24 protein-coding genes are annotated in these 25907 nt (G+C 59.8%); 16 read left to right on the top strand and 8 right to left on the bottom strand.

Annotation, left to right across the window (positions count from 1 at the left end; genetic code table 11):
* Positions 1 to 2 precede the first annotated feature (2 nt).
* The 6 genes from AC1DX3_RS02125 to fabD all read right to left on the bottom strand — a co-directional run bounded on the left by AC1DX3_RS02125 (position 3) and on the right by fabD (position 5816).
* Entirely contained in the window at positions 3 to 881 is an 879-nt protein-coding gene (locus tag AC1DX3_RS02125) for a YicC/YloC family endoribonuclease (protein WP_476987575.1), read from the bottom strand.
* A gap of 24 nt (positions 882 to 905) precedes the next feature.
* The gene (gene mltG / locus AC1DX3_RS02130; protein ID WP_476987576.1) at positions 906 to 2036 is read right to left on the bottom strand and encodes an endolytic transglycosylase MltG; all 1131 of its coding nucleotides are present in this window, start codon (positions 2034 to 2036) and stop codon (positions 906 to 908) included.
* Entirely contained in the window at positions 2033 to 3319 is a 1287-nt protein-coding gene (gene fabF, locus AC1DX3_RS02135) for a beta-ketoacyl-ACP synthase II (protein ID WP_476987577.1), read from the bottom strand. Before fabF ends, mltG begins: the two co-directional genes overlap by 4 nt.
* A 96-nt stretch (positions 3320 to 3415) precedes the next feature.
* Positions 3416 to 3655, bottom strand: coding sequence for an acyl carrier protein (locus AC1DX3_RS02140; RefSeq protein ID WP_476987578.1), 240 nt, complete (start codon positions 3653 to 3655; stop codon positions 3416 to 3418).
* 228 nt (positions 3656 to 3883) lie between these two features.
* On the bottom strand, positions 3884 to 4624 hold the full coding sequence (gene fabG / locus AC1DX3_RS02145) for a 3-oxoacyl-[acyl-carrier-protein] reductase (protein ID WP_476987579.1): 741 nt from the start codon (positions 4622 to 4624) through the stop codon (positions 3884 to 3886).
* A gap of 244 nt (positions 4625 to 4868) precedes the next feature.
* Positions 4869 to 5816: an ACP S-malonyltransferase gene (gene fabD / locus AC1DX3_RS02150; protein WP_476987580.1), complete on the bottom strand. Its 948-nt coding sequence runs from the start codon at positions 5814 to 5816 to the stop codon at positions 4869 to 4871.
* Between the two features lie 207 nt (positions 5817 to 6023).
* On the opposite strand from fabD, the gene AC1DX3_RS02155 reads away from it, so the two are divergent.
* The 7 genes from AC1DX3_RS02155 (at position 6024) to AC1DX3_RS02185 (ending at position 12587) form a co-directional block, all read left to right on the top strand.
* Entirely contained in the window at positions 6024 to 7985 is a 1962-nt protein-coding gene (locus tag AC1DX3_RS02155) for an alpha/beta hydrolase family protein (protein ID WP_476987581.1), read from the top strand.
* A gap of 34 nt (positions 7986 to 8019) precedes the next feature.
* Positions 8020 to 10032 carry an alpha/beta hydrolase family protein gene (locus AC1DX3_RS02160; RefSeq protein WP_476987582.1) on the top strand — a complete coding sequence of 671 codons (2013 nt, stop codon included), beginning with the start codon at positions 8020 to 8022 and terminating at the stop codon, positions 10030 to 10032.
* Between the two features lie 24 nt (positions 10033 to 10056).
* Positions 10057 to 10587, top strand: a complete 531-nt coding sequence (locus AC1DX3_RS02165) for a peroxiredoxin (protein ID WP_476987583.1) — start codon at positions 10057 to 10059, stop codon at positions 10585 to 10587.
* 158 nt (positions 10588 to 10745) lie between these two features.
* Entirely contained in the window at positions 10746 to 11129 is a 384-nt protein-coding gene (rpsF, locus tag AC1DX3_RS02170) for a 30S ribosomal protein S6 (RefSeq protein ID WP_476987584.1), read from the top strand.
* Positions 11130 to 11143: 14 nt separating this feature from the next.
* Positions 11144 to 11419, top strand: a complete 276-nt coding sequence (rpsR, locus tag AC1DX3_RS02175) for a 30S ribosomal protein S18 (protein WP_476987585.1) — start codon at positions 11144 to 11146, stop codon at positions 11417 to 11419.
* 13 nt (positions 11420 to 11432) lie between these two features.
* Positions 11433 to 12020, top strand: a complete 588-nt coding sequence (rplI, locus tag AC1DX3_RS02180; protein WP_476987586.1) for a 50S ribosomal protein L9 — start codon at positions 11433 to 11435, stop codon at positions 12018 to 12020.
* Positions 12021 to 12383: 363 nt separating this feature from the next.
* Positions 12384 to 12587 carry a cold-shock protein gene (locus AC1DX3_RS02185; protein ID WP_476987587.1) on the top strand — a complete coding sequence of 68 codons (204 nt, stop codon included), beginning with the start codon at positions 12384 to 12386 and terminating at the stop codon, positions 12585 to 12587.
* A gap of 57 nt (positions 12588 to 12644) precedes the next feature.
* Here AC1DX3_RS02185 and AC1DX3_RS02190 read toward each other — a convergent pair whose 3' ends face one another.
* Together AC1DX3_RS02190 and AC1DX3_RS02195 are read right to left on the bottom strand one after the other, a co-directional pair.
* On the bottom strand, positions 12645 to 13142 hold the full coding sequence (locus AC1DX3_RS02190; protein WP_476987588.1) for a hypothetical protein: 498 nt from the start codon (positions 13140 to 13142) through the stop codon (positions 12645 to 12647).
* A gap of 23 nt (positions 13143 to 13165) precedes the next feature.
* The gene (locus AC1DX3_RS02195) at positions 13166 to 13603 is read right to left on the bottom strand and encodes a hypothetical protein (protein ID WP_476987589.1); all 438 of its coding nucleotides are present in this window, start codon (positions 13601 to 13603) and stop codon (positions 13166 to 13168) included.
* Between the two features lie 433 nt (positions 13604 to 14036).
* On the opposite strand from AC1DX3_RS02195, the gene AC1DX3_RS02200 reads away from it, so the two are divergent.
* From AC1DX3_RS02200 to AC1DX3_RS02240, 9 genes are all read left to right on the top strand, one after another.
* Entirely contained in the window at positions 14037 to 16466 is a 2430-nt protein-coding gene (locus tag AC1DX3_RS02200; protein ID WP_476987590.1) for a TonB-dependent receptor plug domain-containing protein, read from the top strand.
* A 279-nt stretch (positions 16467 to 16745) separates the two neighbouring features.
* Positions 16746 to 18230: a replicative DNA helicase gene (locus AC1DX3_RS02205; protein WP_476987591.1), complete on the top strand. Its 1485-nt coding sequence runs from the start codon at positions 16746 to 16748 to the stop codon at positions 18228 to 18230.
* 83 nt (positions 18231 to 18313) lie between these two features.
* The gene (locus tag AC1DX3_RS02210; RefSeq protein ID WP_476987592.1) at positions 18314 to 19090 is read left to right on the top strand and encodes a hypothetical protein; all 777 of its coding nucleotides are present in this window, start codon (positions 18314 to 18316) and stop codon (positions 19088 to 19090) included.
* A gap of 42 nt (positions 19091 to 19132) precedes the next feature.
* Positions 19133 to 20179 carry an alanine racemase gene (gene alr / locus AC1DX3_RS02215; RefSeq protein WP_476988025.1) on the top strand — a complete coding sequence of 349 codons (1047 nt, stop codon included), beginning with the start codon at positions 19133 to 19135 and terminating at the stop codon, positions 20177 to 20179.
* A gap of 48 nt (positions 20180 to 20227) precedes the next feature.
* Positions 20228 to 21601, top strand: a complete 1374-nt coding sequence (gene radA, locus AC1DX3_RS02220; protein ID WP_476987593.1) for a DNA repair protein RadA — start codon at positions 20228 to 20230, stop codon at positions 21599 to 21601.
* 92 nt (positions 21602 to 21693) lie between these two features.
* A complete protein-coding gene (locus tag AC1DX3_RS02225; protein ID WP_476987594.1) occupies positions 21694 to 22194 on the top strand; it encodes a CvpA family protein in 501 nt (166 codons plus the stop codon).
* A 48-nt stretch (positions 22195 to 22242) separates the two neighbouring features.
* Positions 22243 to 23754 carry an amidophosphoribosyltransferase gene (gene purF / locus AC1DX3_RS02230; RefSeq protein ID WP_476987595.1) on the top strand — a complete coding sequence of 504 codons (1512 nt, stop codon included), beginning with the start codon at positions 22243 to 22245 and terminating at the stop codon, positions 23752 to 23754.
* A gap of 16 nt (positions 23755 to 23770) precedes the next feature.
* Entirely contained in the window at positions 23771 to 24511 is a 741-nt protein-coding gene (locus AC1DX3_RS02235; protein WP_476987596.1) for an SDR family NAD(P)-dependent oxidoreductase, read from the top strand.
* A gap of 69 nt (positions 24512 to 24580) precedes the next feature.
* Entirely contained in the window at positions 24581 to 25900 is a 1320-nt protein-coding gene (locus tag AC1DX3_RS02240; protein WP_476987597.1) for an aminotransferase class III-fold pyridoxal phosphate-dependent enzyme, read from the top strand.
* Positions 25901 to 25907: the final 7 nt, after the last annotated feature.

Consider the following 25907-nt stretch of genomic DNA (forward strand, 5'->3'; position numbering starts at 1 on the left):
ACCTACTCCACATTTTGCGTTTGTTCACGGAACTGATCGATGACGGCTTTAAGCTCAAGCCCTATCTGCGTCAATTCGATAAAGGCCGACTTCGAGCACAGGGTATTGGCCTCACGCATAAACTCCTGCGACAGGAAATCGAGCTTGCGGCCGGGCGCCGTTTCGGTCAGCAGCTGACAGGCCTGATCGACGTGCGCCGTCAGCCGGTCGAGTTCCTCACGGACATCGGCCTTGGTCGCCAATAGAGCCGCCTCCTGCAGGATCCGCTCGGCAAAATCGGCCTGGTCCGGCAGTATCTCGGCCAGACGGCGCACGAAACGCTCGCGAATATAATCGACCTGCTGATCGGCCAGCGTCTTGGCACGATCCACGGCCGAGGCGATAGCCGCCAAATGCCCGCGCAGGACAACCTCCAGGGCGCGGCCTTCGGCGTCGCGCGCCTCTTTCAGGCGATCGAACAGGACGGCCATATCCTTGGCCAAGGCGGCTTCGGCCACGTCGCTCAAGGCTTCGCGCTCGTCGCCGGATGCTTCGATCACACCGCGAAGTGCCAACAGTCCGTCCGCCGACGGCGTCAGGGCCTCCCCGGCGTCGATGAGACCGCGGCAGGCTTCGAGATAGACATCCAGCACATCTCGATTGAGGCTAACTCCCGCCGACTTGCCGGCAGCGCCGACGGTCACGGTGACATTCATCTGGYCACGCTGGAAGTGAACCTTGGCGAGGTCGCGTCCGATACGTTCAGCGGCTTCGAAACCCGGCGGACAACGATATTTGACGTCGAGACCGCGGCCATTGACGCTGCGCATTTCCAGCGTCCAGGTCTGGCTGTCGATTCCGCCCTCGCAACGGGCAAATCCGGTCATACTCGAAAGGCTCATGGTCTTTCTCCGGATGATGTTGGGTTAGTGTGATTTGCCACGCAGGCGCACGGCCGAGGGCTGCGACGCTATAGTTTTCGCGCTCGATGTCTCCGCCACGGTCGGAGCCGCATCCGAGGCCGATGCGTCGGAGTACGCCGACGAGGTGTAGACCTCAACCGTGCCTTCCATGGCGCGCCACTTGGCGACATTGGCCAAATGTTCTTCGTAGGTAGCGGCAAAAACGTGACCGCCGGTGCCGTCGGCAACGAAATAAAGGTCATTAGTTTTGGCGGGATTGAGCGTTGCCGCCAGGGCCGCCTTGCCCGGATTGGCAATCGGTGTCACCGGCAGCTTATCGATCGTGTAGGTGTTCCACGGCGTCGGCGTGTCCAGTTCGGCTCGCGTCAAGCCGCGCCCCAGGGGCTCACCGTGCGAAATGCCATAGATCACGGTCGGATCCGACCCCAGGCGAATACCCTGGCGCAGGCGATTGATAAACACGGCCGCGACCCGCGGGCGTTCGCTGGCCAGGCCGGTTTCACGCTCGACGATGGACGCCATGATCAAGGCGTCTTCCTTGGTGGCAAAGGGCAGTCCGGGAGCGCGCTTGGCCCACAGGTCGTCGAGCGTCTTACGCCCGGCTTCCAGCATGCGATCGAGCACGGCCTGGCGCGTTTCGCCACGCTGATAAAGATAGGTTTCCGGCAGAATGGCGCCTTCGGGCGGCACGTCGACATCGCCGACCAGATTCGGCGTCGCCATGAGGATGCGGACCGCCTGGGCCGAGGTCCGGCCTTCGGGGATGGTGATCAGGTTTTGAACGACCTTGCCCTGCTCCATCAGGCTGAGCGCGCCGATCAGCGACGTACTTGCCGGAAAATCATAGGTGCCCGCCTGCAGACCATTTTCGTGACCGCGAAAACGCGCGGCGACGCGGAACAGGGTTGCCGAGCCGATGACACCGTTTTTTTTCAATTCCCGGCCCATGGCGGCAACGCTCATGCCGTGATTGAAGGTGACTTCGGTCATGGCCTTGGGGCCCGGCCCAAACAATTGCGCCCACAGGAAAAGGCCACCCGACAATAGAAGAAGCACGACCCCCGCCGCCAGTCCGGCCAGCGGCGCCGCCAGCTTGCCCGGCTTCTTCATGGGAGGGTGCGGCGCCTGGCTCATCCCTGAACTTTACCGAGGATGAGCGCCGCATTGGTGCCGCCGAAGCCGAAGCTGTTGGACAGGACCATATCGATCTTCATCTTCTTGGCCGTATGCGGCACCAGGTCGATGGGGGTTTCAACGTCGGGGTTGTCGAGATTGATGGTCGGCGGCGCCACCTGGTCGCGAATGGCCAGGGCACAGAAGATGGCTTCGACGGCGCCGGCGCCGCCCAGGAGGTGACCTATCGCCGACTTGGTCGACGACACGGTACCCGTCTGAGCGCGTTCGCCGAGGAATTTCTCGATAGCCTTCAATTCGATGCCGTCAGCCATGGTCGAGGTGCCATGGGAATTAACGTAGTCGATGTCCTTGGGGTCGACGCCGGCGTTCTTGGCCGCGGCCACCATGGCGCGGTAACCACCGTCACCGGTCTCGGACGGCGCCGTGATGTGATAGGCGTCGCCGGACAGGCCATAGCCCAGGACTTCGGCATAGATCTTGGCGCCGCGCGCCTTGGCGTGTTCATATTCTTCGAGGACCACGATACCGGCGCCTTCGCCCATGACGAAACCGTCGCGATCCTTGTCATAGGGACGCGAGGCCTTTTCAGGCGCGTCGTTAAAAGCCGTGCACAGGGCGCGGCACGCGATAAAGCCGGCAATGCCGATCGGCACGATGGCCGATTCCGCGCCGCCGGCAACCATGACGTCGGCGTCGCCGCTCTTGATCAGGCGAGCGCCGTCACCGATGGCGTGAGCGCCGGTGGCGCAGGCTGTGACGACAGCATGGTTCGGCCCCTTGAGATGGTGGCGAATCGACACTTGGCCAGAGGCCAAATTGATCAGCGACGACGGGATGAAGAAGGGCGAAATGCGCTTCGGCCCCTTGTCGCGCAGCTCCAGGGCAGTTTCGGCAATGATGCCCAAGCCGCCGATGCCGGAACCGATGATGGTGCCAGTGCGTTCCTGGTCTTCTTCGCTTTCAGGGTGCCAATTGGCGTCGTTAAGCGCCTCATCCGCAGCCGCGATGGCATAGAGGATGAAGTCGTCGACCTTGCGGCGTTCCTTGTTGGTCAGGACCTTCGAAGGATCGAACGAACCTTCGATATCGGGTCCGCCACCGCCGCGACCATCGACCGTCGGCACTTCGCAGGCCACCGTACAGGCATAGTCGGTCGTGTCGAACGCGGTGATTGGACCAGCGCCGGACTTGCCTTCAAGCAGACGTTTCCACGAAATATCGACCCCGTTGCCGAGAGGCGAAACAAGACCCAGACCAGTGATGACGACGCGACGAACCATAGGCAGAAAACCCCGATAGCAATGCACAAAAAACTAAGCGCGGCCAAACCCTTGGCAAAGGGCCTGAAAACCGCGCTCCAGCCAAAGCTTAAGACCTTAAGAGGCCAGCTTTTCCTGAATGTAGTTGACGGCGTCGCCGACGGTCAGGATGTGCTCAGCCGAGTCATCGGGGATTTCGATATCGAATTCTTCTTCGAAAGCCATGACCAGCTCGACGATGTCGAGGCTGTCGGCTTCCAGGTCGTCGATAAAGCTCGCCTTTTCCGTGACCTTGTCCGGATCGGCATCCAGGTGGTCGATAACGATCTTGCGAACACGTTCGAGAACTTCAGACATTTATAGTCCCTTCAGAGGTTTAGTAGGCGAGAGCCAAAAGCGTTGGGGCCCAGGCGGGGGAGGACAGAATCCAGACTTTGTCTTGTAGGCACAGATTTCCCGTGTTTCAAGCCATTTAAGCGTTGCCTAGCACACTCTTAACCAACACAAAAGCGACTTCCTATATAGGTGCCGCCCGGCGATTATCCAAATTCTGCAAAGGCAAAGCGCTTTGCGTTGTGTGGAGGATCAGATCATGGCCATGCCGCCGTTGACATGCAAGGTCTGGCCGGTGACATAGCCGGCACTGTCGCTGGCCAGGTAGACGGCCGCGGCGGCGATATCGGCGCCTTCGCCCAGCTTGCCGACGGGAATCCGCGTCAGGATGGTGGCGCGTTGAGCGTCGTTCAGTTCGTCGGTCATCGGTGAGGCGATAAAGCCCGGCGCGATACAGTTGACGGTGATGTTGCGGCTGGCGACTTCCTGGGCCAAGGCCTTGGAAAAGCCGATCATGCCGGCCTTGGAGGCGGCGTAGTTGGTCTGGCCGGGATTGCCGGTGACGCCGACGACCGAGGTGATGCCGATGATGCGGCCGAAGCGGCGCTTCATCATGCCCTTGGTGGCGGCGCGCGCCAGGCGGAAATAGGCTTCGAGATTGACCTTGATGACGGTTTCCCAGTCTTCGTCCTTCATGCGCAGGATCAGGCCATCGCGCGTAATGCCGGCATTGGCGATCAGGATGTCGATGCCGGCACCGGCAGCCTCTTCGGCCTTGGCGACCAGGCCATCGACGGCAGCGGAATCCGACAGGTTACAGGCGACGACAAAGGCGCCCTCGCCCAGTTCGGCGGCCAGATCGTGCAAGACGTTTTCGCGCGTGCCGGACAGCACGACCTTGGCGCCTTGCTTCTGCAGGGCGCGCGCCATTTCGGCGCCGAGGCCACCCGTGGCGCCGGTGACGAGCGCGGTTCTTCCGGTCAGTTCGAACATGGTTGAGTCCTTTGGCTATAGGCCGCGCCGTTTACGGCAATGCGGATAACGGATCAAGAAGAAAGGTATGCGACCACGACACACCGTGCGTCCTCTCAGAACGCATTTAAGAAGGCGATCCACAGATTACACAGATTGCACGGATTAAGATGGCGCTTTGCGCCGAGAAATCGGTCGAAACCAACGCGGCGCGGATTCTAAAGAATCTGTGCAATCTGTGTAATCTGTGGATCGCCTTTCTTGTTTAACTCTTCAAACTGGCGGCGAAGGCTTCGAAATCCGCCGCGCCGTTGAGCGCCACGGCATTGGCTTCGGGTGCGATGCGCTTGGCAATGCCGGTCAAGACCTTGCCGGCGCCCAATTCGGCAAAGGCGGTGACGCCGCCCTCCCCCGCCAGCCACTGCATGCTTTCGCGCCAGCGCACGCGGCCAGTGACCTGACTGACCAAGAGGCCGGCGATTTCGCTTTTGTCGCCAACGGGACGCGCCGTCACATTGGCGACGAGAGTCGAAACCGGCTGGTTGATCGTCACCTTAGACAAGGCATCGCGCATTTCCTCTGCGGCCGGCTCCATCAGCGGGCAGTGGAACGGCGCCGAAACATTCAGCATCATGGCCTTGGCGCCGAGCTCCTTGGCTTTTTCCATGGCCAGTTCGACGGCTTGCTTCATACCCGAGATGACGATCTGACCGGCATTATTGTCATTGGCGACGACCACGACACCCGCCGCCGAGCCGGCTTCGCAGGCCGCTTCAGCCAGGGCCAGGTCAGCCTTGCCGATCAAGGCCGCCATGGCGCCGACGCCGACCGGCGTGGCGCGTTGCATGGCTTGACCGCGCAGCTTCAGCAGCCGCGCCGTATCCGCCAGGGAGAAAGTGCCCGCGGCGGCATGGGCGGAATATTCACCGAGACTGTGGCCGGCGACGTATTTGGCCTGGCTGCACGTGATACCGAAGTCCTTCTCGAGGACCCGCGCCACCGCCAGCGATACCGCCATAATCGCCGGTTGGGCGTTTTCGGTCAGGGTCAACTGGTCTTCGGGCCCGCCACGCATCAAGTCGAACAACTTCTGGCCCAGCGCTTCGTCGATTTCATTGAAAACGTCGCGCGCTGTCTGGAAGGTATCGTACAGTTCGGCGCCCATGCCGACACTTTGCGAGCCCTGGCCGGGAAATACAAAAGCCAATGTCATGATGCGCCTCCGAGAAGTTATCTGGCAAAAATTTGGCCGACTCCGTTAGGCCAAACCGGTCGCGAGAGCAAGCGTCAGCGCATTTTTTGCCGCGCTCCACCATTACGAGTTGCGAAATAAAATTCTAAGCCTGCAAAAATCTCTTTGCTTGCCAGAATCCGGAGGCAGCCGTAGTTTGCATGTTACATAATCCTTTGGGGGGAAATCATGACCAATCTGTCTCGCCGCCATCTGCTGGCTGCCGTCGCGGCCGCCGGTGTGCCGATCGCACTGGGAACCGGTTTTGCCGCCCGTGCCGGTGACGCACCCGTACCGCCGCCCTTGACCGTCTACGGCAAGCTTCCGACTATCAGCAATGTTGCCCTGTCGCCCGACGGCACGCGGGTCGTCCTGCAGATGAACAAGGACGGCGGCATCGTCATGTACGATTATAATCTCGCCACTGGCGAGGTCGCCGCAGCCGCCATCGAAGGCGACAAGATCCGCGACCTGATGTGGGCCGATAACAAGAGCATCTTCGTCACCACGTCCAAAACATCCAAGTTCGCCGATCAACTGGTCGAGGAATGGATCGGCTTCATCATCGACGTCCATGCCGGCAAGCGCTATCAGCTATACAGCGATCAGCAGGACTACCGCGCCGTCATCGGCGGAGATACCTATCGCATCAAGGTCAACGGCGGATATCGCATTACCGCACGCAATGCCAGCTTCAGCGGTTATGGCATCACGACCGAGGTCAATACGGCGCTCTATGGCTTTACCACGGACGGGCATCGCGGCTTTAAAATCGACGAGGACGGCCGCCGTATCAACGACTGGGCTATTCGCGGCGACGGCACGGTTGTCGCCCGTTCGGAATATGATGACGACACCAAGATGTGGACCCTGCGATACAAGTCCGACAAGGGCTGGAAGACCATCTATTCAGTCAAGGCCGAACTTGATGTCCCCAATCTGCTGGGATTGGGGCGCGACGGCCAGTCCGTGCTCATCTATCTGCGCGACGGTGAAATGAAGGATAAATATGTCGAGGTCGGCGCCGACGGCACGATGGGTACGCCCATGGATATCGGTGGTTCCAACCACTATCCGATTTTCGACAGCATCAATTTCAATCTGGTCGGCTTCGGCAATGAAAATGGCGTCGACACCTACACCTTCTACGATCCGACCTACGCCAAACTGCCGGCCCTGATCAAGAAGGCCATCGGCGACGGCATGCACATCGATCTGGTCGGATTCGCCGAAGATCCTTTGCATGTCCTGATATTCGTCGAGGGCGAAGGTAATTCCGGCACCTACTATTCCATCGATTTCCGCAAAGGCGGGTACAAAGAAATCGGCCAGCAATATCCCGACCTGCCGCCCGAATGGGTGGCGGAGAAAGCGCCCTACTCTTATAAGGCCGCCGACGGGCTGGATATCCCGGCCTGGCTGACCCTGCCGGTCGACCGCGACCCGGTCAAACTGGCCCTCGTCGTCCTGCCCCATGGCGGGCCTCAGACTGCGGAGGGCGGAAACTTCGACTTCCTGTCCCAGGCACTTAGTTCGCGCGGCTACGCCGTCCTTCAGCCCAACTATCGCGGCTCCGACGGTTACGGCAGCGACTTTACCGCCAAGGGCTATGGCGAATTCGGCCGCAAGATGCAGACGGATCTGTCCGACGGCGTACGCGACCTGGTGCAAAAAGGCATGGTCGATCCGAAGCGCGTTGCTATTTTCGGCGGCTCCTATGGCGGCTATGCCGCTCTGGCCGGCATCACTCTGGACCCGGGCGTTTACAATTGTGCCGTATCCCTGGCCGGCATTTCGGATATCAAAGCCTTCATGGCCTATGAACTGGAGCGATCCGGCTATAAGGGCGACAGCTATGGCATGCTGTACTGGCAGCGCTACCTCGGCGACGACAGCCGTTGGGACGACATCTCGCCGATCAAGCATATCGATGCCGTCAAGGTCCCGGTCATGCTGATTCACGGCAAGGACGATACGGTGGTGCCTTTCAATCAGAGCAACGAGATGTATCAAGCCTTGCAAAAAGCCGGCAAGCCGGTCGAGTTCGTGCAACTGAGCCAGGAGGACCACTGGATGTCACGGGAACCGACCCGCATCCAGATCGTCGAGTCCATGGTCAACTTCATGCTGAAAAACAATCCGCCGGTCTGACGACCGCAACCTCTTTTTGTATCGGAAGACGTCGATGGACAGTTTCGCCTTTTCGCGCAGGGGACTGTTGGGCGCTGCTGGCGCGGCGGCCTTGTCCGTGGCATCGCATGCCCGCGCCGCCGCCACGCCGCCGCCGTTGAGCCTGTACAGCAAGCTTCCTCATGTTGAGAGTGTTGCTTTGTCTCCTGATGCCAAGCGGATCGCTTACGGGACGACTCAGGATGGTCAGAAGATCATCTGCGACTGCATTATTGCAACAGGCCAGACCTACACTGCCCAATTGGTGGGGCCCGTGTTACGGGGCCTGACATGGGTCGACAACACAACCATACTTTCGGTCAGCACCAAGGTTTTCGGTCTGCGTGAATTCGCCGGCGGCAAGAACGAATACCTGCAGGCCGTTATTATGAACATTCCGGCCAAGCGTTTCTTCCAGCTCTATAATAACCTGCAGCTCTTCAACCCGATCGTCACCGGTAACGTCAACCGGGTGACGATCAATGGCGAAACGCGGATCACCGCGTCCAATGTCAAGCTGGTCAATGAAGAATGCAAGTCTCTGTACAGCTTCTCCATTCGCAATGGCCAAGGCCGTGTTTTGGACGAAGCCGAATTCAACATCCTGCAATGGGTCGTGACACCCGAAGGCCTGCCGCTTGGTCGCTCGGAACGCAATCGCATGACCGGGCTGTGGTCGTCGAAATACAATGACGGCACAGTCAGCACAGGTAAATGGCGAACGATTTATAGCGAGAAAACCGAGGCCGACGTCCCCGGCCTGGAAGGCCTCGGCCGCGATGGTAAGTCCCTTCTCGTCTACATGCCGACAGGTGAAAAAGGCGGGAGCTATTACGAAGTCGCACCCGACGGCACGTTCAGCGCGCCCCTGCCGATCGGCGGAAACGACGTCAGTCCGATGTTCCATCCACAAACCCGAGCACTGGCCGGCTTTGCGGACAATCGCCCCAGCGGCGTTACCTACACCTTTTACGATCCTCAACTGCAAAAGGTCAGTCAGGTTATCAACAAGGCCCTGCCCCAGGCCTACTTCAACCGACTCGCTTCTTTCGCCGACGATCCGCGAAAACTGGTGGTTTATAGCGAGGGACCGAGCGATTCCGGCACCTACTACTATATCGACATCGCCACCGGCGATAATCAGATACTGGACAATACCTATCCGGATCTGCCGCCGGAATGGCTGTGCGAAAAAAAGATATTTACCTATACGGCGGCTGACGGCTTGGCTATTGAGGGCTTTATCACCTTGCCGCCGAAAACATGGTTGGCCGGGCGCGAAGCCAAAAATCTCGCCTGCGTCGTCCTGCCCCATGGTGGGCCACAGGCCCAAGACGACATTGCCTTCGATTGGATGGCCCAGGCCCTGGCGTCACGCGGCTATGTCGTTCTCCAGGTCAATTTTCGCGGCTCTGACGGTTATGGCAAGACCTTCATTGAAGCCGGTTACGCCGAGTGGGGTCGCAAAATGCAGACCGACCTGTCCGACGGCGTGCGCGACCTGATCGCTCAGGGGCTAGTCAGGGAACAATGCGTCGCTATCGCCGGTGCTTCCTACGGCGGCTACGCAGCACTGGCCGGCGCCACCATCGATACCGGCGTTTATAACTGCGCCGTCGCTATCGCTCCGGTTACGGACTTGACCAGCTTCGTCGACTGGGTGCGTACCGAGGCGGGCGGCGATCCCGACAGCCCTTCCGTTTTGTATTGGAAACGATTTATGGGCGACAAGTCCGCCTGGTCGGCGGCATCGCCGGCGCAACAAGCGGCCAAATCAACCATCCCCATTCTCCTTATCCACGGCAAGGATGACGATACCGTGCCGATCGATCAGAGTTACCGCATGCGCGACGCCCTGCAGAAAGCCGGCAAGCCATGTGATCTGGTGCTGTTAAAAGATGAGGACCATTACCTGTCCAAGGAACCGACCCGCATCCAGACCCTCGACACCATGGTGACGTTTTTTATTGAAGCACAATCCGCCGGTCTGAGCCCAACCGGTCTTGCAGGTGTTACATTTAAGGCCTAATCTTCGCCAAACAGGAGATACGTCATGAAGGCTCTCGCCCCTACCCTCGCCCTCGCCGCCCTGGCATTTGCAGCTGCTACACCGTCCTTTGCCGCGCTCAAGGTCGGAGATCCGGCGCCAGATTTCCAGCTTCCGGCCGCCACCAATGGCAAGGTTGCCAACTTCTCCTTGAAGGCGGCCCTGAAAAAGGGGCMGGTCGTGGTCTATTTTTACCCAAAGGCCTTCACCGGCGGCTGTTCGCTGGAAGCCCACGAGTTCTCGGAAGCCATGCCAAAGTTCGCCGCCAAACATGTAACGGTTGTCGGCGTCTCCGGTGACGACATCGAAGTCCTGAAGAAGTTCTCGGCCGAAACCTGCGCAGGCAAGTTCCCGGTCGCCGCCGATCCGCATGCCGTGGCTTCGATCCAATATGACGCCAAGATCCCGTTCACACCCATGGCCAGCCGCATCTCCTATGTCGTCGGTCAGAACGGCAAGATCGCCTTCGTCCACGACGATCCGGACGCTGCGACCCACGTCAGTTCGCTTTTAACCGCCGTCGGCGCCGGCAAATAAGGCTCTCGCCTTATCCCCCTTGCCTTTCAAGCGATCTTCCTCTATACGCCCCGTTCCCCCGAAGGGTGGTCGGTCGGCATTGTGCCGTACCCGATCCATCAAAGCCGTGAGACTTCCGCTCACGGCCGCGCCACCCTTCACCACGGAAGAGGATAAACATGCCCTTTTACGAACACGTCGTCATCGCACGACAAGATATTTCGCCTCAACAGGCGGAAGCTCTCAACGAGACCCTGAAAGCCCTGATCGAAGATCAAGGCGGCCATATCGGCAAGATCGAATACTGGGGTCTGCGCAACCTGACCTATCGCGTCAAGAAGAACCGCAAGGGTCACTATTCCCTTCTGGCCATCGACGCCCCGGCCCCGGCCGTGAAGGAAATGGAACGCCAGCTCTCGATCAACGAAGACGTCATCCGCTATATGACCGTCCGCGTCGAAGAGCTCGATCTCGAACTGTCGCCCGTCCTGTCGCGCCGTGACCGTCCCGAACGTTCGGAACGTCCTGAGCGTGGCGAACGCACGCCTGACTTTGCAGAATAAGGAAGGGTTGACCTATGTCTGAAGAAGCCTCCACCGCCCCCGGCGCTCCCGTCGGTAACGGCCCCGCCCGTCGTCCTTTCTTCCGCCGCCGTAAGGTGTGTCCGTTCTCCGGCGCCAATGCCCCGAAGATCGATTATAAGGACGTCAAGCTCCTGCAACGTTACATCTCGGAACGCGGCAAGATCGTCCCCTCGCGCATCACGGCCGTCAGCCAAAAGAAGCAACGCGAACTGGCCAAGGCCATCAAGCGCGCCCGCTTCCTGGCCCTGCTGCCTTACGTTGTGAAGTAAGGAGCACACAACCATGAAAATCGTACTCCTCGAACGCGTCGAGAATCTCGGCACCATCGGCGACGTCGTCGCGGTGAAGGACGGCTTTGCCCGTAACTTCCTGCTGCCCCGCCACAAGGCCCTGCGCGCCACGTCTGCCAACCTGAAGGTCTTCGAAGCCCAGAAGGAACAGATCGTCGCCCGTAACGCCACCGCCAAGGCCGCTGCCGAAAAGGCCGCCGAAGCCCTGGATGGCACGTCCTACATCATCATCCGTCAGGCTGGTGATTCCGGTCAGCTCTACGGTTCGGTCAACGCCCGTGACGTCTCCGACGCCATCGCCGAAGCCGGCCAAAAGGTCGAACGCAACCAGATCGTCCTGAACACCCCGATCAAGACGATCGGCGTTCATGAGATCAAGGTGCGCCTGCACGCCGAAGTCTCGCTGACCATCTCAGTCAACGTCGCCCGCTCGCAGGACGAGGCCGAACGCCAAGCGGCCGGTGAAAACGTCATCGCCTCGCAATTCGAAGAAGATCGCGTCGCTGCCGAAGAGGCTGCCAGCGATATGCGCGAAGGCGGCGCCGGTGAAGCCATGCAAAACGCGCCCTACGAAGCCTAAAGCTTCGAAAGGCGCGTTTTGCTTCTTTCCCCCTCAAGCCGGGCGGGCTTCGCGCAAACGTGCGCGGTGGCCGTCGGCCTTGCCAAACTTCACGATGAAGTTTGGAATAGGTACCAGTTTAACCCTCGGAAGTTCCGTGCTTCCGAGGGTTTTTCTTGTCCAGTAGGCAGTTGAGAGGCCGGTGCGGCCAAACTAACTTGCTATCCCAGAGAAAAGGTCTATGTTCGCCTCATTCGAGATTCAGGTTTGACTTGCACGACCGCCATCACGGCACGCTCCCAAGACGCACTCTTTTCGGATTTTAAGTTCGCGTAATTCCACACGGACTTCATGCACGAAGGTGCGCTAAACACGGAGGCCATCATGGCTACGGGTACTGTCAAGTGGTTCAACCCACAAAAAGGTTTTGGTTTCATTCAGCCCGATACGGGCGGTGCGGACGTGTTCGTCCACATCAGCGCCGTTGAACGCGCTGGTCTGAACAACCTCAACGAAGGCCAAAAGATCAGCTTCGACGTCACGTCCGAAAAGGGCAAGAGCTCGGCGACGAACCTGCAAAAGATCTAAATCTTTACAGATTTTGTCTGAAAGAAACCCCGGAAAGCCAGGCTTTCCGGGGTTTTTTCATTCAACAACCGATACCGTAGCGAAGGTGGCCAGAGGTGGCTTGGGCAACCATGCCACCAGCGCCTCATGGACGACCGGGGCGCACGTGTCATGATTGCCCGGTACATAGCGCGCCCATAGAAGGTCTTCCATATAGATCAACACATATTTTCCGCCGGGCTGGCTCGACGAGAGCGCTCTTATGACATATGGCGACATGCCCGCGGCTTCGGCTGGCGCAGTAACGCCTAGGTCAGCAAGGTCCTTGTCGGTCAAGGCGGCAAACGACTTTTTCTTGAGCCAGACAAGGGTGGAATTGAACTTCTCTTTCGGCACCGGTACGAAAACCGTATTGGCCTTGATGTTTACGTCATTGATAGCATCGCGCTGGCCAGGCGGGTGCTTCCAAGGGTCATCTGCGGGCATGCAACCGAAGACCTTTTTGGTATCGCAGGCGCCGAGCAAACCGGCCACACCAAACACACCCGTCAAGGCCAGTATATTGCGTCGATTCATATCCATTCCCCGTAACACGCGGCTCAGGACGACTTGTCCCTGTAGATGAAGCTGGCCGCGACCTGCCCCAGCAGGCAAGCCAACAATGCCGCTAACAGGTTATAGTATATCATTTTTGTCGGTTCAATACCGAGCGCGAGTTTATCGAAGCTCATCCCCAACCACCCGACCGCCCAAACGACGAGGCCGGCTATATAGGCAGCCCGTAAATTGACACCGACCCATTCGCGAATGGCAGCATAAACGAAAGTGCCAGCCCACCCGGCGATCAAGGCCTGAACGCCCCAGAAGATCAAGGAATTGGCTTCGGGCGGCATGCGGAAGATTTGGGCCGCGACGACGCTCCACGCTTTCCAGTCGCCGGCGAGGATAACGCCGTTCAAAATCGATTCAATGACATAGATAACGATACCCGACACTAAACCGGCCAGGACGAACCGCACAATATCCAGTTGTTTCATGACGCGGCCCTCCCAAGCCGTTTTTTAAGTGAGTCGAGATTACACCATCCATGACAGCTGTACATCAGGGCATTTGGGCCTCTCGTTGTCGCTTTTCTGTCGTATTTTAACCACACCTATCAGGCGAATTCATGATCGGAAAATCTCCATAAAGCATGACGCATGCCTACTTTTCAGGCTTTTGACACATTAGATATTTCACACATCTTGCTGCAATAGATAACATTTCACCTATGAATCTATTGAATAAAAACATAATTTATCGCTTCTTTATAATCGCAATCCGCCATCTGCACACAGGAGAAGTTAGTTTTCCTAATGCGACGCCTGAAATCTTATTGCACCGCACCCCCTTTTAATTGCCAGAATTAGGACGAAATTACAGGCGTTCGGGCAACCCTCCCCGCTGCCCCGCTATCCAGGATACCTCCCCATGCCTAAAGCTGCTTCCCTCTATCTCAGCACTGCCCTCGTCCTTTCCCTTTCAGCTGGCTTCGCCGCTCCTGTTTTTGCTCAGGACACGACGGCTGCTGCTGCCGATGAACCCGTTGAGATCGTCATAACCGGCCAGCGCGCCAGTCACCGTTCGCGTCTCGATACCCTGGCCCCGGTCGACGTCGTCAAAAGCGATGCCCTGCAAGCCCAGGGCTCGACCGAACTGGCCCAGGCGCTTTCGCGGGTCGCCCCCAGCCTGAACTTCCCACGCCCTGCCGGCGTCGACGGCACCGATAATATTCGTCCGGCCTCCCTGCGCGGCCTGTCGCCGGATCAGACCCTGGTCCTGGTCGATGGCAAGCGCCGCCACACCTCGGCCCTGGTCAATATCAACGGCTCCGCCGGCCGCGGTTCCTCCGCCGTCGATCTCAACGCCATTCCCGAAACCGCGCTTGACCGTCTCGAAATCCTGCGCGACGGCGCCTCGGCCGAATATGGTTCGGACGCCATTGCCGGCGTCGTCAACCTGCATCTGCGCGAAGCCGATCACGGCGGCGGCGTCACCGCCTCCTACGGCCAGTACGACACCGACATCAAGGCCGCCAGTTCGTCGCGCCACGCCAGCGACGGTGGCACCAGCGCGCTGAGCGCCTGGGTCGGCCTACCGCTCGGTTCCGACGGCTTCCTGACGCTCTCGGGCGAACTGCGCAAGCGTGAAGCTACCTCGCGCGGCGATATCGACAAGAACTTCTCGCCAGCCATCGTCAGCAGTCGCTACGGCGATCCGGAACAACGCACTGTTTCTCTGTTCGCCAATGCCGGCAAGCCGTTGAACGACGACTGGAAACTCTACGGCAACGCCAGCTATTCCGATACCGACTCCAAGAGCGCCGCCTTCTTCCGCCATTCCTACAGCACCGGTAACGTCCTCTCGATCTACCCTAACGGCTTCCTGCCCATCATCGAAGCCAAGTCAAAAGACTATGGCGCAACTGTCGGCATCAAGGGCACCTGGGGCGCCTGGGCGTCCGATTACAGCCTGACCTATGGCGGCAATACGCTCGACTACAACACGCTCAACAGCGTCAGTCCGTCCTACGGTGCGGATTCGAAGACCAGCTTCTATGACGGGCAACTGAAATATGACCAAACCGTCTTCAATGCCGACATCAGCCGCCCGTTCGACGTCAATGGTCTGGCCAGCCCCCTGACCCTCGCCCTGGGCGTCGAAGCCCGCCACGAAACCTACGCCATCAAGGCCGGTGAACTGCAATCCTACGGCTCCGGACCTCTGTTCAGCTCGACCGTGTCCCCCGGCGCGCAAGGCTTCGGCGGTTTTCAACCGGCGAACGTCATCGATCGTGACCGCAACAGCATCGGCGCCTATGCCGACGTCGCTGCCGACATTAGCGATCGCCTGAGCTTCGACTTCGCCGCCCGTATCGAAAACTATTCCGATTTCGGGGGCAATGTCTCGGGCAAGCTGGCCGGCCGCTACCAGTTGACCGACAGCTTCGCCGTCCGTGGCTCATTGGCCAGCGGCTTCCGTGCGCCGTCCCTGGCGCAACAATACTTCACCTCCACCGCCAGCGTCGTCACCGGCGGCAATGTCGTCCTGACCGGCACCTATCCGGCCACCAGCCCCGTCGCCGCGACCTTGGGCGCCTCGGCCTTGCAACCGGAAAAATCGACCAGTCAGACCCTGGGCGTCGTCTTTAACAAGGGGCCGCTGGAAGTCACGCTGGACGCCTACAATATCCACATCTCGGACCGTATCGTCCTGTCGGAAAACATCTCGGGCGGATTCTCGCCCCAGGTCGCTGCCCTTCTGGCCCCCTATGGCGTCAGTGCCGCGCGCTTCTTCCTCAACGGTATCACCAGCTACACCTCAGGCGTCGACCTGGTCGCCAATTATCGCATCCCGACCGATCACCTCGGCCGCTTCAACCTGCAACTGGCGCTCAACAACACCAATACGGTGATCGACAAATATCCGTCGGTCAATGTCCTGTCGAGCCTGTCGCCCGCTCCGCCCCTGTTCGCACGCGTCCGTCAGTACATCCTGACCAATTCGTCCCCTGAAACTAAGGGCACCTTCGCGGTCGATTGGAACGGCGGTCCCTGGGCCGTCACGGCACGCGCCACCTATTATGGCGACGTCATCGATCCGGCGGCCGTCGCAGCCAACGATATCCACTCGGGCAAGAAAACCATCACCGACCTGACCGGCAGCTACAAGTTCGCCACCGGCACGACGGTGACGCTCGGCGCCGACAACCTGTTCGACGTCTATCCCGATGCCACGCCGGCAGCGCTGAATTCGGTTACCGCTACCGGCAACGGTACCGGCGCCCTTGCGTTCACGCGGTTCTCGCCGTTCGGCTTCAATGGCCGCTACGTTTACGCCAAGGTCGCACAATCTTTCTAAGGCCAGGGTGCGAGCACCCTGGACCCGATACTGACGCTTCATAACAACGGCCGATGCTTTTATCGGCCGTTGGCAGCGGGCAAGCGCCCGCCCGAGCTGATGCGAGGAGCTATGCGGCGTTTGAGCTAAACAGCCCGGTTCACGCCTCCCGCAGCTTTGCCTGCGGGAGGCTTTTTTATCCCCATAGTTCACAGGGTGTGAAAAGGCCGAAAGTGGACAGTCACGAATCAAGGCACTATGTGACGGGACTCCGCTTGCCGCCGTCTGTTTAAATAGTTAATGCCCGCCATGCCCGATACCCTGTCCCCCCCTGTCGCCGAACCCACGGTTCAATCCCTGCCGCACAATCTCGAGGCGGAACAGGCCCTGCTGGGCTGCCTGCTGTTTGATAACGGCGCCTACGAACGTCTCTATGACGGCCTGATGGCGCGACACTTCTACGAACCCTTCCATCAGCGCCTGTTCTCGACCATCGAAGAGCAGATCCGTGTCGGCCATCTAGCCGAGCCCATCGTCCTGCTCGACAAATTCAAGAACGACCAGGCTTTCAACGACCTCGGCGGCATCCGCTATTTCGCCGACCTGGTCGATCGCGCTCCGCCGGCCGCCAATGCCTCCGACTATGCCCGCGTCATCTATGATCTGGCCCTGCGCCGCGAACTGATCCGACTCGGCGGTGAAATCGCCAAGGCCGCCACCGGTGAAGTCGCCGCCCGCGACCAGATCGAAATGGCGGAAGCCCAACTCTTCGAACTGGCGGAAAAAGGTACGTCCTCGACCGGTTTCATGACCTTTGCCGATGCCGTCACCGGCGCCTTGAACCAAGCGGAAGAAGCTTTCCACCGCGATGGCGGCCTGTCGGGTGTTTCCACCGGCCTACTCGATCTCGATCGCCAGATCGGCGGCCTGCATAAGTCCGACCTGATCATCCTGGCCGGGCGCCCCTCGATGGGCAAGACGGCGCTGGCCACCAATATCGCCATGAATATCGCTCGGGTCTATGCCTACGAACCCCAGCCGGATGGTACGCGCAAGACCGTCCGCGGCGGCGTTGTTGCCTTCTACAGCCTGGAAATGTCGGGCGAACAGCTGGCGACGCGTCTGTTGGCCGACGCGTCGGGCGTGTCGTCAGACCGTCTGCGCAAGGGCGAAATCAATGTTGAGGAATTTGGCCGGCTGAAAGAGGCCGCCATGGAAATCAGTGCCTCGCCGCTCTATATCGACGATACCGGCGGCTTGGCCCTGGCCAAGCTGACCGCGCGTGCCCGCCGTCTGAAGCGTACGGCCGGCCTCGATTGCATCATTGTCGACTACCTTCAGTTGGTGACGACCGGCGACCAATATGCCAATAACCGCGTCCAGGAAGTTTCCGCCATCACCATGGGTCTCAAATCCCTGGCCAAGGAACTTCAGGTCCCCGTCATCGCCCTGTCGCAGTTGTCGCGGAACGTCGAAAGCCGCGACGACAAACGTCCGCAGCTCTCCGACCTGCGGGAATCGGGTTCGATCGAGCAGGACGCCGATATCGTCATGTTCGTCTACCGTGAAAGCTACTATCTCGGCCGCGCCGAACCCAAGGAAGGGACCGAAGAGCACCTGAAATGGCAGGAAGATATGGACCTGACGCGCGGCATGGCCGAAGTCATTATCGGCAAGCAGCGTCACGGTCCCATCGGCACGGTCAGGCTGTCCTTCGACGAAAACGTCACCCGCTTCGGCAATCTGGCCCGCCAGGACCGCTATGCCGACTATGATCGGGAGTAATCCGGCGAACCGCGATATCAAAAAACGTATCGAAAATTAACGCTATCCAACCCGATGCTAGGCGCTCACCTTGGGAGGGTTTGATGTCGTTGGAAATCTCGCGTCGTAGCTTTGCCACACTCGCTATTGCCGGCCTGCTGACCCCGGCTATCGCCTTCGCTCGGGTACGTATCCGGCCAGCCACGGTCATGGTCGTCGCCAGCCTGCACAAGGGCCACCTGACCGACCCGAATTACACCTATGACGACCTCAATAAAATCATCAAGGATTTCAAAGCCGACTGGGTTGGTGTTGAGATACGACCTGAAGACATGAACGCCGACCCAGCCTATGTTCAATCCTGGTACCCGCAGGAAATGTGGAATTTGAAAGCCGCCTATGGTGACAAGGCGTTCGGCTTCGACTGGTTCGGCGACGATCTGAACGGCCAACCCATCCCTGCCGACTGGCGAACGTCAAGCGCCATCAAGACACTTGAATCCCAGGCTGACAGCGCGCCTGAGCTGCAAACGCCGGACAGACAGGCGCTTTCCGTTAAACTCGACACGCTGCGTGCCCAGCAGGACGCCCTGCTGGCTAAAACCAATCCGCGTGGGCTGAACGACGGCCGCTACGACGCGTTGTGCGTACAATATTACGACACGCTGAAACAGTATTTCGACGGCACGAAGTTCGCGGATGTCAGTACCTTCTACACCGCTCGCGATGCCCACATCACCGCCAATATCGCCGCCTTCATCAAGGCGCATTCCGGCGATCGTATCGCTATCGTCACCGGGGCCGATCACCACGGACCGGTCACGCGCTATATTCGCGAAAAGATGCCCGATGTGAAATTGCGTCGCGTGACACAAAGATAGCGCTTTTCGCCGCAGCCTTTGCTGTGCTAGCGCAAGTCCATGATGCCGAAGCTTACCGCGGCGCGCCTGGATATCGATCTGGCCGCGCTGCTCGCCAATTACCGCACCTTGCAAACCGTCGCCCCGGCCAGCGAAATCGCCCCCGTGGTCAAGGCCGACGCCTACGGACTCGGTATGGCCAGGATTGCGCCATGGCTAGCGAAACACGGCGCGCAGACCTTTTTTGTGGCCCGGCTACAGGAAGGCATAGCCCTGCGCAAGATCCTGAGTGAGGTCGTGATCTACGTCCTGGACGGGCTCGGAGCCGGCGAACTGACACTTTTCGCCGAGCATGATCTGCGTCCTGTGGTGAACAGTGTCGAACAGGTTGATCGGTTGGGCGGTTCGAAGGTCCTGGCCGCGCTTCACATCGACACCGGCATGAACCGTCTGGGCATCCGGCCGGAAGAGGTCCAGGGCCTGCCCGGCGATTTCAAACCGGTCATGATCATCAGCCACCTGGCCTGCGGCGATGAGTTGGGTCATCCGCTCAATGCGCAACAACTTGAGGCCTTCAAAGCTATCGTTCAACGCTTTCCCGGCGTACCCGCATCCTTTGCCAACAGTGCCGGCGCCTTCCTGGGTAGTGAGTACCAGTTCAACCTCATTCGTCCAGGCAACAGCCTTTACGGCGGCGGACCGTTCGGTATCGCTCACCCGGACATAAAACCCGTCGCCCACCTGCGTGCGCCCGTCCTCCAGGTGCGTGATCTGAAGGCCGGCGAAACCGTCGGTTATGGCGCCACCTTCACCGCATCACGCGACATGAGGCTCGCCACCGTCGGTCTGGGTTATGCCGATGGCCTGCTGCGCAGCTTTGCCGCCAGCGGTTTCGCGACCGTCCAAGAGGCGCGACGTCCGCTGACCGGGCGAATCTCGATGGATGTGTTTAGCCTCGACGTTACCGGCCTCGAGGTCGCGACCGGGGATTGGGTCGAAATCCTCGGCGGCCAGCAAAACCTAGATGAGGTCGCCACTGCTTCCGGCACGATCGGCTATGAGTGGCTGACTCGCTTGGGAGCCCGTTTGCCAAGGCACTACACGACTTGACACCCGGCCCAAATCGGAACATATCAGGAACAATATTCCGGAGTGCCCATGGCCCGCGACCAAGCCGTTTATGTCTGTCAATCCTGCGGCGCCGTCCATAACAAATGGGCGGGCCAATGCAGCGGTTGCAATCAATGGAACACTCTGGTTCAGGAAGCTTTTTCGGCGCCACCGGGTGGATTGCGGCCGGAACCCGCCGGAAAAATATCGCGGCTAAATAAGCTTCAATTCGAATCTCTTGAGAGCGAAGACGAAGATCCGGTCCGCATGGTGACCGGCATCGAAGAGTTCGACCGCGTGTGCGGTGGCGGCGTGGTTCCGGGTTCGGCCATCCTGATCGCCGGCGATCCCGGTGTCGGCAAATCGACCCTTCTGCTCCAGGTTGCCGCCAATGCCGCCATGAAGAACCTGAAGGTCGCCTATATTTCCGGCGAAGAGGCCGTCGAACAGATCCGAGGCCGCGCCAGCCGTATGGGCCTCAACAAGGCGCCGGTCGACCTGGCGGCCGAAACGGCGCTCCGCAGTATCCTCGAAGCTCTGAAGCACAACAAATACGACCTCGTCGTCATCGATTCGATCCAGACCCTGTGGTCGGACGCTATCGAAGCCGCGCAAGGCTCGGTCAGCCAGGTGCGCGCCTGCGCCGGCGAACTGGTGCGCTTGGCCAAGAAGACCTCGACCTCGATCATCATGGTCGGCCATGTCACCAAGGAAGGCCAGATCGCCGGTCCGCGCGTCGTCGAACACATGGTCGATGCCGTCCTGTCGTTCGAGGGCGAGCGCGGCTATCCCTTCCGCATCCTGCGCGGCACCAAGAACCGTTTCGGCGCCACCGACGAGATCGGCGTCTTCGAAATGGGCGACTCCGGCCTGCGCGAAGTGCCCAATCCTTCTGCCTTATTTCTAGGTGACGGGAATGAACGCGCTTCAGGCTCGGCGGTGTTCGCTGGCATCGAAGGCTCGCGGCCAGTCCTGGTCGAGATGCAGGCGCTTGTGGCACCTTCGGCCTATGGCACGCCACGCCGCGCCGTTGTCGGTTGGGATTCCGGGCGTCTGGCTATGATCCTCGCTGTATTGGAAGCGCGCTGTGGCGTCGGCTTCGGCCAAAAGGATGTCTATCTCAATGTCGCCGGCGGTCTCAGGATCTCGGAGCCGGCGGCCGATCTGTGCGCCGCCATGGCGCTGGTATCGGCCTTGACCGACAAGCCCTTGCCGCGCGACTGTGTTGTCTTCGGCGAGATCAGCCTGTCGGGCGACGTCCGTTCGGTATCGCGGTCCGAGGGCCGGATGAAAGAGGCGCTAAAACTGGGCTTTTCCAGCGCCATCACCGCCCAGGCGGCGGCCGACAACGCCCCTCTGAAAGTACGGGGTTATACCACCCTGGTCGACGCCATTACCTCGCTCATGCCGCCCGAGAGCTGACCACGTACGTTAACCTTCATTGTGATTTTGTCGGATCAATGATATCAGGACGGGATTGAAAAGTTGGTCCGGCGGACCATATGGGGGATAATATGGAGCCTTATGACCTGCTTTTCTTAGGCCTTTTGGCCATTTCGTGTTTCGCGGGCTTCGTACGCGGTGGCACCAAGGAACTCGTCAATCTGATCTCCTTCTTCCTGGCCCTGTTCCTCGCCATCGTCGGCAAAGGTTTTATGGTCGGCGCCTTTCACCTGGACACCATTACCGGCTATGTTGCGGCCTTTATCCTCTTCCTGGCCATCTATTTCGGCGTGCGTTACCTCGGTCACGCCCTGTCGGAGAAAATCCAGCAGCAGAAAGCGCTCAACGTCTTCGACCGCGTCCTGGGGATCGCCATCGGAATCTTCCGTACACTGGTGGTTTTGGGCGTATTCCATTTGATTTTTTCCGCGGTCACGCCTATTGACCGGCAACCTCAATGGTTCAAGCACGCCAAGGTCCATGCTTTAGGTGTCCGCTGCGCCAAGTTAATCCAGGCCTTTATCCCCGCGGGCACCAGCGCCGCCAATAAGGTCGCCGAAGACAACCCGTAACCGGTCGTTCCCACAGGGGCGACCTTCGCGTTTTGAAAAGAAGATACCATGCTGTTGCCCCAGCCTGCCATGTCTGACCTCTGTGATCCCCTTGCTACCGAACGTGACTCCGAAGATGACCGGCCCCGCCTCGAATGCGGGGTCTTCGGTATCTACGGCATGCCCGATGCCAGCGCCGTCACCGTTCTGGGGATGCACGCCCTGCAGCACCGCGGCCAGGAAGCCTGCGGTATCGCCAGTTGCGACGGCCGCCGCTTCTATACCGAGCGCGAACATGGTCTTGTCGGTGACGTCTTTACCGGCGCCGATCTGATCAAACGCCTGCAAGGTAACGCCGCCATCGGCCATACGCGTTACTCGACCGCCGGGGGTTCCTTCATTCGTAACGTCCAGCCGATGTTCGCCGATCTCGACTCCGGCGGCATCGCCATTGCCCACAACGGCAATCTGACCAATTTCATGCGGCTGCGCACCAAGCTGGTGTCCGGTGGCTCAATCTTCCAGTCGACCTCCGATTCGGAGGTCATTTTGCATCTGATCGCCCGTTCGCGCGCCTTCAAGACCATCGACCGGTTTATGGAAGCCTTGCACGAGCTTGAGGGCGGCTTCGCTTTGGTCGCCCTTACCCGCACCATGCTGATCGGTGCCCGCGATCCCCTGGGCATCCGTCCGCTGGTCATCGGCAAGCTGGGCGACTCCTACGTCCTGGCGTCCGAAACCTGTGCGCTCGACATGATCGGCGCCACCTTCGTGCGCGACGTCGAAAACGGCGAAGTCGTCCAGATCGACGAAAATGGCCTGAAGTCCTATAAGCCGTTCGACGTCAAACGCGCCCGGCCCTGCCTGTTCGAATATGTCTATTTCGCCCGCCCGGATTCGGTGGTCAATGGCAAGTCGATCTACGACGTCCGTAAGGCGATGGGTCGGCAACTGGCCCTGGAACATCCCGCCGACGCCGACGTCATCGTCCCCGTACCCGATTCCGGCGTCCCGGCATCCCTGGGCTTTGCCGAGCAATCGGGTACGCCCTTCGAACTGGGCATTATCCGCAATCACTATGTCGGCCGTACCTTCATTCAGCCGACCCAGAATATCCGTGACCTCGGCGTGCGCAAGAAGCACTCGCCCAACCGCGTTGTCCTCGAAGGCAAGCGCGTCGTGCTGATCGACGATTCCATCGTCCGCGGCACGACATCGGTCAAGATCGTCCGCATGGTCCGCGAAGCCGGCGCCAAGGAAGTTCATTTGCGCTCGGCCTCGCCGCCGATCATGTGGCCGGACTTCTATGGCATCGACATGCCCGACCGCGAAAAGCTGCTGGCTGCCAATCACAGCCTGGAAGAAATGCGCGAGATGCTGGAATGCGATTCTTTAGGCTTCCTGTCCGTCGACGGCCTCTATAAGGCTATGGGCCACAACCGCCGCGATCCGGACCAGCCGCAGTTCACCGACCATTATTTCACCGGCGACTATCCGACACGCCTGACCGACCGCGAAGATGCCGCCGAAGACGGCGACAAGCCCGGGCAGCAATTGTCGTTGCTGGCCAACACGCACTAACCTCAAGAGAATAACGATGACCGCTTTGTCACAACAGGGCCGCATCGCGCTGGTCACCGGCGCGTCGCGCGGCATCGGCCGCGCCGCCGCCATCGGTCTGGCCAAGGCCGGCGCCACGGTCATCGCCTGCGGTCGCAGCAAGGCGGGGCTGGAAGAAACCGACGATGCCGTTTTCGCGGCGACCGGTCAGCACGCCACCTTAATCCCGTTCGATACTGCCGACGGCGACGCCTTCGACCGCCTGGCCGCCGCTGTGTATCAGCGCTTTGGTCGTCTCGACGTCGTCGTCCATGCGGCTGCCGTGCTCGGCACCTTGTCGCCGGTGACACACCATGAACCCAAGGATTTCGAGCGTATCGTTACGGTCAATCTGACGGCCACCTATCGCCTGCTGCGGGCTCTTGAACCTTTGATGCGCCTGTCACCGTCCGCCCGGGCCATTTTTTTGACAACCGGCGACAGCGTCACCCACGGTCGCGCTTTCTGGGGCCCCTACGGCGCGACCAAGGCGGCGATGGAAAGCCTGGTCCGTGCCTGGGCCGATGAGGTCGAAATTACCAATATGCGCGCCATCCTGCTGGCGCCCGGCGCCATGCGTACCAAGATGCGCGCCTCGGCCTATCCCGGGGAAGATCCCGAGAGCCTGCCCCATCCCGACGAAATCGCGCCGCTGATCGTCGAATTGGCAGATCCGGCGCAGCCGGTACCGACCGAGATTGTGAATTTTCCGACCTGGCAGGCGCAAAAGGCAGTTTAATGTCTAGACATTAAGTCATTTTGTGTGATTTGACTTTCAAATTGTCGGAAAATGGCGTTAAATTGCGTCATGACTCATTATCCCCAGCCGCAAAGCGCCGCCCTGCTCGAAGAGCTCGGCAAATATGTCATCGCCGAGCCCTTCCCGTTCGTGGTCGATCTCGCCAATAGCCGTGGACTTACCCTGGCCACGGTCGACGGCGACCGCATCACCGACTGGACCGGTCTCTACGGCTCGAAGCTGCTGGGCTACAACCATCCGCGTCTGTTTGAGCCCGACTACGCACGCGAGCTGGTTTTGGCCGCCAACAACAAGATGGCCAATCCCGATTTCCTAACGCTGCAGTGCTTGGCCTATTACCGGCTGCTGCATCGCCTGGCGCCGCGTTGCATGCAGGGCCAGCATGTCGAGGTCTACGCAGTCAATTCCGGTGCCGAAGCCGTTGAAAACATGATGAAATACCTCATCAACCTGCACAATCACAAGCAGGCGGCCAAGGGAAAGACCAAGACGGCCCATCGTTTTATCTATTTCGATCAGGCCTTCCACGGCCGCACCGTCTACGCCCTCAATATCACGCAGTTGGGCCACGACCCGATCGCCACCAAGGATTTCCAGGGCATCATCCAGGGCAATCTGCAAGTGCCCTTCCCGGAATACGATTCGCGCCGCTCTCAGGTCGAGAACGAAGCCGAAGCCGACCGCGTTCTTGGACTGATCGAAGCCTTCATGCAGCAATATCGCGACGAGATCGCCGGTGTTATCCTCGAGCCGCTGCAAGGCGCCGGCGGCCATCGCTTGGCCTTGCCACGGTTTTACCAGGGTCTGTCGCGCCTGTGCCATCAATACGATGTCGGTTGGGGCCTCGATGAGGTCCAAACTTCGGGTGGTCAAACCGGCGCCATCTTCTCCATCGACCTGTTCGACGTCCCCTATCCGCCGCAATCCATCGCGGTCGCCAAGAAGTTCGGCAATGGCGCCGTCTATATGCTCAACCCCATGGAGGATGTCGGCGTGCTCGATTCGACCTGGGGCGGGACCCTGGCCGACATGGTGCGCTTCGTCCAGGAATGGCAGATCGTCGAAGACGAGAAGCTGTTGGAGGCCGTACCTGGCAAGGGTCAGCGCCTGTTCGACGGTCTTAAGACTTTGGTTGAGCGGTTTCCCCATCTTATCAGCAATGTCAGGGGGCTCGGCCTCTATCAGGGCTTCACCCTCAACGCCAAAAAGGACAAGGGGCGGCTGGTCGACCTGGCATTGGAAAGTGAAAACCTGCTGCTGCTGGGCGCCGGCACGGACAGCATCCGCTTCCGCCCGCCGCTCGACGTCACCGATGCCGATATCGACGCTATGTTGGCCATGCTGGCGCGGGTGCTGGAAAAGCTTTAAACCTTAT

The sequence above is a fragment of the Asticcacaulis sp. P2_B1 genome (assembly GCF_056404915.1).